Origin of the sequence: Caulobacter sp. (assembly GCF_035254145.1) — a bacterium.
Lineage (GTDB): Bacteria > Pseudomonadota > Alphaproteobacteria > Caulobacterales > Caulobacteraceae > Caulobacter.
In genome coordinates, this window is sequence record NZ_DATFAV010000019.1 from 1 (window position 1) to 9363 (window position 9363).

The window sequence follows — 9363 nt, forward strand, 5'->3', positions numbered from 1 at the left end:
GTCCTTCTTCGCACCCGCAGCAATCGGCTCTTCCGCCTCGTTCCATTCGACGGGCGTCAGGGGACCGGTGAGCGCGTGCTTGAGCACCTCGTCCATGGTCGAGACCGGGATGATTTCCAGTCCGTCCTTGACGCTTTGCGGCACGTCCACGAGGTCCTTCTCGTTCTCCTGCGGGATCAGCACGGTCTTGACGCCGGAGCGCAGGGCCGCGAGCAGCTTCTCCTTCAGGCCGCCGATGGCGGTGACCCGGCCGCGTAGAGTGATCTCGCCGGTCATGGCGATATCCTTGCGGATCGGGATGCCGGTCAGCACCGAGACGATGGCCAGACCCATGGCCGCGCCGGCGGACGGACCATCCTTGGGCGTGGCGCCGTCCGGCACGTGGATGTGCACGTCGGTCTTCTCGAAGACCGGCGGCTTGATGCCGAACTGCAGCGCTCGCGAGCGGACGTAGCTGTTGGCCGCCGCGATCGACTCCTTCATCACGTCCTTGAGGTTGCCGGTGATCTGCATGCGACCCTTGCCCGGCATCTTCACGGCTTCGATGGTCAGGATGTCGCCGCCGAACTCCGTCCAGGCCAGACCGGTGACGATGCCGACCTGATCGACCTCGTCGGTCTCGCCGTAGCGGTACTTCTTGACGCCCGCGTACTTGGCCAGACGCTCGTCGTCGATGGTGATCGAGGCGACCTTTTCACGGGCCAGATCACGCACCGTCTTGCGCGCCAGGGCGCCCAGTTCCCGCTCCAGCGACCGCACGCCGGCTTCCCGGGTGTAGTAGCGGATCAGGTCGCGGATAGCCTTGTCCGGAACGATGAACTCGGCCGGCTTCAGGCCGTGATCCTTGGCCAGCTTCGGCAGGATGTGCCGCTTGGCGATCTCCAGCTTCTCATCCTCGGTGTAGCCGGGGATGCGGATGATCTCCATGCGGTCCAGCAGCGGCTGGGGCATGTTCAGGCTGTTGGCCGTCGTGACGAACATCACCTGCGACAGGTCGTAGTCGACCTCCAGGTAGTGGTCGCCGAACGTCGAGTTCTGCGCCGGATCCAGCACCTCAAGCAGCGCCGAGGCGGGGTCGCCGCGGTAGTCGCTGCCCATCTTGTCGATCTCGTCCAGCAGGACGAAGGCGTTGGTGGTCTTGGCCTTCTTCATCGACTGGACGACCTTGCCGGGCATCGAGCCGATGTAGGTGCGGCGGTGACCGCGGATCTCGGCCTCGTCACGCACGCCGCCGAGGCTCATGCGCACGAACTCGCGGCCCGTGGCCTTGGCCAGCGACTTGCCCAGCGAGGTCTTGCCGACGCCGGGAGGGCCGACCAGGCACAGGATCGGGCCCTTCAGCGAGTTGGTCCGGGCCTGGACGGCCAGATACTCGAGGATCCGTTCCTTGACCTTTTCCAGACCGTAGTGGTCGGCGTCGAGGATCTCCTCGGCCTCCGCCAGGTCGATCTTCTTGGTCTTGGCCTTGCCCCACGGAATCGACAGCAGCCAGTCCAGATAGTTCCGGACCACGGTGCTCTCGGCCGACATCGGGCTCATGTTGCGCAGCTTCTTCAGCTCGCTCTCGGCCTTGGCGCGCGCTTCCTTGGACAGCTTGGTCTTCTTGATGCGCTTTTCGAGGTCGATCAGTTCGTCACGCGCGTCGTCGGGATCGCCCAGCTCGCGCTGGATCGCCTTCATCTGCTCGTTCAGATAATACTCGCGCTGGGTCTTCTCCATCTGGCGCTTCACGCGCGAGCGGATCTTCTTCTCGACCTGCAGCACCGAGATTTCGCCCTCCATCAGGGCGAAGACCTTTTCCAGGCGCTTCACGACGTCGAAGATTTCCAGCAGGTTCTGCTTGTCGCCGATCTTCACCGAAAGGTGCGCGGCGATGCTGTCGGCCAGCTTGCCCGGCTCGGCGATCTGCGGGATCGACGCCAGGGCCTCCGGCGGCACCTTCTTGTTCAGTTTGACGTAGTTTTCGAATTGCTCGACGACCGCGCGCGACAGGGCTTCGGCCTCCGGGCCGGCGCCTTCGTCCTCGCTGACCTCGCCGATCTGGGCTTCGTAGAAGGACTCCTGGTCGGTGAACTTCACGACAGCCGCGCGGCCCTTGCCCTCGACCAGCACCTTGACGGTGCCGTCGGGCAGCTTCAGCAGCTGCAGCACGGTGGCCAGCACGCCGACGTCGAAGATGTCGCCCGGCGCCGGATCATCGTCCGCCGAGTTCTTCTGCGTCACGAGCAGGATCTGCTTGTCGCCGCGCATCACTTCCTCGAGGGCGCGCACGGATTTGTCGCGGCCCACGAAGAGCGGCACCACCATGTGCGGGAACACAACGATGTCCCGCAGGGGCAAGACAGGAAGCGTACGTAGTTCGGACATGTTCTCAATACTCCCGGCCGCGGCGCACACGGCGCCTGGCCACGCGGGCCGCCGTAACTTCAGACGATGCGCCTGAGTCGATCGGCCCGTCCGCCCTGGACTGGACGGAATGTCGTTATTTATGTGGACGTTTTACAACACGGTTCAAGCGTACTCGCCTCACAGCGGCGACAGGTCGCGCAGTTCAGGCCAAGTTAAAGCGCTTATGCCCCCCATTCGCTCCGTGAGGGAAAATTAGCCCAATGCGGGGCGTGTTACGTGTCTTCCATCGCTCAAGCTATGCGTGGCGCCGAAGCCGCACGGTTGGTCCAACAGCTGTACGACGTCAGCTTATCCACGAAAAAAGCGCGCCTCCCACAGGAAGGCGCGCCTGATTTTCGTAGCGGCGGTTGGCGTTAGGCCGAAGCCGCGCCGCCCTTCTTTTCCGCGTAGATCAGCAGCGGCTGGGCCCGGCCCTCGACGACCTCGGCGTTGACCACCACCTCCTCGACGCCCTCGTAGTTGGGCAGTTCGAACATGGTCTCCAGCAGGATGCCCTCCATGATCGAACGCAGGCCGCGCGCGCCGGTCTTGCGGGCGATGGCCTTCTTGGCGACGCCGTGCAGGGCGTCCTCGGTGAAGGTCAGGCCGATGTTCTCCATCTCGAACAGGCGCTGGTATTGCTTGACGAAGGCGTTCTTCGGTTCGGTCAGGATCTTGACCAGGGCGGTCTCGTCGAGATCCTCCAGGGTCGCGACCACCGGCAGACGGCCGATGAATTCCGGGATCAGGCCGAAGCGCTGCAGGTCGTCGGGTTCGACATTGCGCAGGATCTCGCCCGTGCGACGCTCTTCCGGATCGGTCACCTTGGCGCCGAAGCCGATCGACTTGGCCGCGCCGCGCGCCGAGATGATCTTCTCGAGCCCTGCGAACGCGCCGCCGCAGATGAACAGGATGTTCGTCGTGTCGACCTGCAGGAACTCCTGCTGCGGATGCTTGCGCCCGCCTTGCGGCGGCACGGAGGCGACGGTGCCTTCCATGATCTTCAGCAGGGCCTGCTGCACGCCCTCGCCCGACACGTCGCGGGTGATCGAGGGATTGTCGGACTTGCGGCTGATCTTGTCGATTTCGTCGATATAGACGATGCCGCGCTGGGCGCGCTCGACGTTGTAGTCGGCGGCTTGCAGCAACTTCAGCACGATGTTCTCGACGTCTTCGCCGACGTAACCGGCTTCGGTCAGCGTCGTGGCGTCGGCCATCGTGAACGGCACGTCGATGATTCGAGCCAGCGTCTGGGCCAGCAGCGTCTTACCCGTACCGGTCGGACCGACCAGCAGGATGTTCGACTTGGCCAGTTCGACGTCGTTGTTCTTCGAAGCGTGATTGAGGCGCTTGTAGTGGTTGTGCACCGCCACCGCGAGAACCTTCTTCGCGTGGCCTTGCCCAATCACGTAATCGTCCAGGACTTCGCAGATCTCGCGCGGCGTCGGCACGCCGTCCTTGGACTTCACGAAGGCGATCTTGTGCTCTTCGCGGATGATGTCCATGCAGAGTTCGACGCATTCATCACAAATGAACACCGTCGGTCCCGCGATGAGCTTGCGCACCTCATGTTGGCTCTTTCCGCAGAAAGAACAGTACAGGGTGCTCTTGGTGTCGCCGCTCGCGGCTTTCGTCATGATCGCTTCTCACACTATGGCGACTTACAGCTTAACGCCGAGACGCCCCTCCGAGCGCATATGCCGCCACCGAAGCGAGCAGGATATACGCCGGGAGTTGTCTAATCCTTGACATTCCCCGATCCGCGCCTGCTTCACAAGCCTTGCCGGCGCCTTTCACGCCTCAAACGCTCGAACGCGGCGGATCGCGTCATGACCTCGTCATCTAAATTGGGCGATTGGCGCTCGGGCGCAAGCGTCCAGCGTCTTGGCCCTTACAGCGGCCTGTGGAACCCCGTATTACGAAGTCGGGAATCGAGACGGTCGAGCGCGTCGAGCGCGCTCTGTGGGAAGGTCGATGGCGAAGCGTTCTTTGATGTCCAAGGGGTTGAGCGCTTCGCGCCCGATGACCGGCGACATGGGCCATGAGCCGGGCCTGGTGGCTTTCGACTTCGACGGCACCTTGACCGTCAAGGACAGTTTCAACGCCTTTCTGAAGTGGCGCGCGGGTCGCAAGTGGACGCGCGGCGTCATTCGCCTGACCCCCTCGCTGATCGCCTATGTGTTCGACCGCAACCGCGCGAAACTCAAGGCCGCCGCGGTCCGCGAGTTCTTGAAGGGCGCGACGGTCGAGCAGATCGAGAACGACGCCAGGGCCTTCGCCGAGGCCTATGCGCCATCCCTGTTGCGCCCGGACGCCGTAGCCGTCTGGCGCGCGTGGCGGGCCAAGGGCGCCAAGATGGTCATCGTGACGGCTTCCCCCGAGATCACCGTCGCGCCATTCGCCCGAGGCTTGGGCGCTGACATGCTGATCGGCACGCGCCTGATCTGCTCGGAGGACGGCCGCATCCTGGGCGGGCTCGACGGGAACAACTGCCGGGCCAAGGAAAAGGTCGTCCGCCTGCGCGAAGTGTTCGGCGCCGACGTCCACCTGACGGCGGCCTATGGCGACACCTCGGGCGACACCGACATGCTCGCGATCGCCGGCGAGAAGGGCTACCGCGTCTTCCGAGGCAAACCGGCGACCTGAGCGGATTTGCCGCAGGGCGCCTCGCGACAAAAAAGCCGCCGACCCGGAGGTCGGCGGCTTTCTCGTTTCAGTGAAGCTTCGCCCTATTCGGCGCCGGCCTCGGCCGCTTCGCGCGTGTCGTAGACGTGATCGACCAGGCCCCAGGCCTTGGCCTCTTCCGAGCTCATGAAGTGGTCGCGGTCCAGGGTGCGCTCGACCTCTTCATAGGTGCGGCCGCAGTGCTTGACGTAGATCTCGTTCAGGCGGCGCTTGGTCTTGATGATGTCCTCGGCGTGGCGCTCGATGTCCGAGGCTTGGCCGCGGAAGCCGCCCGAGGGCTGGTGCACCATGATGCGGGCGTTCGGCAGGGCGATACGCTGGCCGGCGGCGCCGGCGGCGAGCAGAAGGCTGCCCATCGAGGCGGCCATGCCCATGCACACCGTCGAGACCGGGCTCTTGATGTATTGCATGGTGTCGTAGATCGCGAGGCCAGCCGTCACCACGCCGCCCGGCGAGTTGATGTACATGGCGATTTCCTTCTTGGGGTTCTCCGACTCCAGGAAGAGAAGCTGGGCGCAGATCAGGCTGGCCATGCCGTCCTCGACGGGACCGGTCAGGAAGATGATCCGTTCCTTCAGCAGTCGCGAGAAGATGTCGAACGCCCGCTCGCCGCGGCTGGTCTGCTCAACCACCATCGGAACCAGGTTCATCGCCGTCGAAACCGGATCGTACATCATTGGGGATCACCCTTTTCGTGTGTCTCTGGCGCGAAAACGAATCAGCCCCCGCGCGCCTTCGCCAACGCATATCGCGTGGCGCTTAACAGGTTGCAAGGAGCGGGCATCCTCGCGCCGATACGAAAAAGGCGCGACCCTCGCGGACCGCGCCTTGATCATCTCGACCTAATCGGGCCTTAGCCGCCGTAGCCTTCCGGCAGGTCGTCTTCTTCCAGGAGCTCGTCCTTGGAGACTTCCTTTTCCTCGACCTTGGCCTTGCCGAAGATCAGGTCGACGACCTTGTCCTCGTAGATCGGGGCGCGGAGAGCGGCCTGAAGGTCGGCTCGCTGGCGGTACATGTCGAACACCTGCTGGGCTTGCGCGCCGTATTGGCGAGCTTCGCGCATGATGGCGTCGGTCAGTTCCTGATCGGTGACGACGACATCGTTCTTCCGACCGATTTCTGCGAGCACCAGACCCAGACGCACGCGGCGCTCGGCGATCTTGCGGTACTCTTCCTTGAGCGTGTCTTCCGACTTCTCGGCGTCTTCGGGCGGCAGGCCGCCACGGGCCTTGTCGGCCTCGACCTGTTGCCAGATGCCGGCGAACTCGGCTTCCACCATGCGCGGCGGCAGCGGGAAGTCGTGCTTGGTGTCCAGGACGTCCAGCAGAGCGCGCTTCAGCTTGAAGCGCGAGCTGTTGTCGTAACGGCCCGACAGGTTCGAGCGCAGCAGGTCCTTCAGGGCGGCCAGGTCCGACAGGCCCAGGCGCTTGGCCAGCTCGTCGTCGGCCTTGCCGTCGACCGGGGCGCGGACTTCGGTCACCTTGGTGGCGAACTCGGCGTCCTTACCGGCCAGGTCCTTGGCTTGGTATTCTTCCGGGAACTTCACCTTGACGACGACTTCGTCGCCCGGCTTGGCGCCGACCAGCTGGTCTTCGAAGCCCGGGATGAATTGACCCGAACCCAGGACCAGCTCGGCGCCCTCGGCCTTGCCGCCGGCGAATTCGACACCGTCGATCGTGCCGACGAAGTCGATCAGCAGTTGATCGCCGTCCTTGGCCTTCAGGCTCTTGCCCGTGCGCGGCTCATAGGTGCGGGCCTGCTTGGCCAGCTCGTCCAGGGCCTCGTCGACCTCGGCGTCGGTGACCTTGTAGACCGGCTTGATCAGTTCGATCGACGTCGGGTCGATCGGTTCGAATTCCGGCATCACTTCGACGGCCAGTTCGAACGCCAGGTCTTCGCCGCCAGCGATGACCTTTTCCATGTCCGACGACGGGTTCAGCTCGGGCTGACCGGCCGGACGCAGCTTGTTTTCCTCGAGGACCTTCTGGGTCGTCTCGTTCAACGCCTGCTCGACGACTTCGCCCATCAGGGCCTTGCCGTACATGCGACGGACGTGAGCGGTCGGCACCTTGCCGGGGCGGAAACCCTTCACGTTCATCTGCGGAGCGACTTCGGCGATCCGCGCATCCAGGCGCGTGGCCAGTTCACTCGCGGGCACCGTGACGCCAAAAACGCGGCTGAGGCCTTCGCCCGACTTTTCAACGATCTGCATCGACATTCTTAATTCTCGGGTCGAGGCGCCAAGCGCCCGATCTCCGCCCTGGGGTCCAAAAGATCGACGCCGCCCGCGAGGCCGGGGCGGCGAAAGAGCGTCCTTATGTCACGACGTGCGCGAGCATCCAAGAGCGCGATAGGTCAAAACTGGCGGGACACAAGATGCGCCCCGCCAGATGTCTGGTGCGGATGAGAGGACTCGAACCTCCACGCCTCTCGGCGCTAGAACCTAAATCTAGTGCGTCTACCAGTTTCGCCACATCCGCGTGCGACGGGGCTTACGGACTTGCGGCGCGGCGCGCAAGCCCGGTCAGCGTCCGCCGTGCAGCTCGGCCAGGACGGCCGGCGCCAGGCCCGGAAGGTCCTCGGCGATCAGACCCGGGCCGTGCCGACGGCCGCATTCGGCATGGATCCACGCCCCCGCGCAGGCGGCCTCGAAGCTCTCCATGCCCTGGGCGATCAATCCGCCGATGAACCCGGCGAGCACGTCGCCCGAACCCGCCGTGGCCAGCCATGGCGTCCCGTTCAGGAGAACCGAGGCCCGTCCGTCGGGCGCGGCGACCACGGTGTCCGCCCCTTTCAACAGCACGACGGCGCCGGCCGTGCGCGCCGCCTCGCGGGCCGCGGTGATCCGCTCGGGTCCTCGCGCCAGCAACCCCGGAAAGACGCGCTCGAACTCCCCAGGATGCGGGGTCAGCACGTCGTCGCGGTCGAGGCACGCAAACAGGGCTTCGGGATCGTGTCGGAAGCTGGTCAGGGCGTCGGCGTCGACCACCAGGGCCGCGCCCGTGCGGGCCAGGGCCTGCAAATTACGGGCGGTCGCCTCCCCCACCCCGGCGGCGGGGCCGATGATGACGACGTCGGCCTCCTCGGCCGCGACGGCTAGATCCGCGTCCGACTCGAACGGCGCCAGCATCACCGCCTCCAAGTGCGCCGCGTTGACGGCGAGAGCGCCGGGCGGAGACAGGACCGTCACCGCGCCCGCGCCGATCCGAAGCGCGCCACGGGCCGAGAGGCGAGCAGCTCCTGTGTTCCAGGCCTCGCCGCTGACGACCTTGAGGCGCCCGCGGCTGTGCTTGTGGACGTCGAACGCCGGCCAGGGAAAGCGCGCGCGCCAGAGGCTAGGATCGTCCTCGAACAGACCGACACCCTCAACCGGGCCTAGCCCGATATCGGCGAGTACGATTTCGCCACAGGATTTCCGCCCTTCGGCCAGGACATGGGCCGGCTTGCGGCGATGGAAGGTCACGGTCACGTCGGCGCGGAAGGCGACCCCGCCGAGGGAGCGGCCGGTGTCTCCGTGAATCCCCGACGGCGTGTCCACGGCCACGATGTCCAGGGTCAGGTCGCCGCAGACGCGCGCCAACCTCGCCACCTCGCCTTCCAAGGGCCGCGAAAGACCCGCGCCGAACAGGGCGTCTATATAGAGAGCGTCGGGCGCGGGCTGTGACGACAGCGGACGCACCTCGCCCTTCCAGCGGGACGCGGCCCAGCGCGCGGCTTCGGTGGACGGCGGATAGGCCGCCTCGACGACGACAGGCCAACCCCGCCGTTTCAGATGGCGCGCGGCGACATAGCCATCGCCGCCATTGTCGCCGGGTCCGCACCAGATCACCACCGGCCGGCGGTCGTAGCGGGCGCGAACCGCGTCGGCCACCGCCGCTCCGGCGCGCTCCATCAGGACCTGCGTGGGCGTCCCACTCGCCACGGCGGCGCGATCGGCCGCGGTCATTTGGGCGACGGACAAGATCTCTCGCGCCACGGCGACTCCTTCAAAGCACTTGGCTCTGAGCTTCGCGCCCTTTCTCCACCAGGATCAAGCGGCCGCCCTCGACCTCGAAGACCGTCCGAGAGCAATGATCCGGCCGGAAGACGATAACCGATGGGTCGCCGGTGGCCGTCGCCACGGCCGCGTTCAGCGCCACGAAGTGGCTGAACACCGCGGCTCCTCGATGCTCGCCAAGCGCGGCCGCCACGCCTCTCGCCCAGTCGAGATAGTTCAAGTCGCCGACGACTTCGTCCCACCGCCCTTCGAAGGCCTGCCTCAGCCACCCTGGCCTCTGGTCGGCCGCCAGG

The 9363-nt window shown here is 65.5% G+C and carries 6 protein-coding genes, 1 tRNA gene and 1 pseudogene; 1 reads left to right on the top strand and 7 read right to left on the bottom strand.

All coding sequences use genetic code 11. The features are described 5' to 3' along the window. Positions 1 to 2367 (bottom strand): endopeptidase La (lon, locus tag VJ655_RS01030; RefSeq protein ID WP_324097515.1); only part of this gene is annotated, 2367 nt, incomplete at its 3' end. A gap of 395 nt (positions 2368 to 2762) precedes the next feature. Next, positions 2763 to 4025: an ATP-dependent protease ATP-binding subunit ClpX gene (gene clpX / locus VJ655_RS01035; protein ID WP_223390216.1), complete on the bottom strand. Its 1263-nt coding sequence runs from the start codon at positions 4023 to 4025 to the stop codon at positions 2763 to 2765. Between the two features lie 337 nt (positions 4026 to 4362). On the opposite strand from clpX, the gene VJ655_RS01040 reads away from it, so the two are divergent. Then, entirely contained in the window at positions 4363 to 5034 is a 672-nt protein-coding gene (locus tag VJ655_RS01040; RefSeq protein WP_324097516.1) for an HAD-IB family hydrolase, read from the top strand. A gap of 83 nt (positions 5035 to 5117) precedes the next feature. Here the strand turns inward: VJ655_RS01040 and VJ655_RS01045 are convergent, their stop codons facing one another. The 5 genes and pseudogenes from VJ655_RS01045 to VJ655_RS01065 all read right to left on the bottom strand — a co-directional run. Then, positions 5118 to 5747: an ATP-dependent Clp protease proteolytic subunit gene (locus tag VJ655_RS01045; RefSeq protein WP_324097517.1), complete on the bottom strand. Its 630-nt coding sequence runs from the start codon at positions 5745 to 5747 to the stop codon at positions 5118 to 5120. Positions 5748 to 5926: 179 nt separating this feature from the next. Next, the gene (gene tig / locus VJ655_RS01050) at positions 5927 to 7285 is read right to left on the bottom strand and encodes a trigger factor (RefSeq protein WP_324097519.1); all 1359 of its coding nucleotides are present in this window, start codon (positions 7283 to 7285) and stop codon (positions 5927 to 5929) included. 183 nt (positions 7286 to 7468) lie between these two features. Further along, positions 7469 to 7553: transfer RNA gene (locus VJ655_RS01055), tRNA-Leu, on the bottom strand. A 44-nt stretch (positions 7554 to 7597) separates the two neighbouring features. After that, positions 7598 to 9049 (bottom strand): NAD(P)H-hydrate dehydratase, encoded by a 1452-nt coding sequence (locus VJ655_RS01060; protein ID WP_324097518.1) that lies wholly within the window; start codon positions 9047 to 9049, stop codon positions 7598 to 7600. Between the two features lie 10 nt (positions 9050 to 9059). Further along, positions 9060 to 9363: pseudogene (locus VJ655_RS01065) on the bottom strand (histidine phosphatase family protein); the annotation flags it as partial.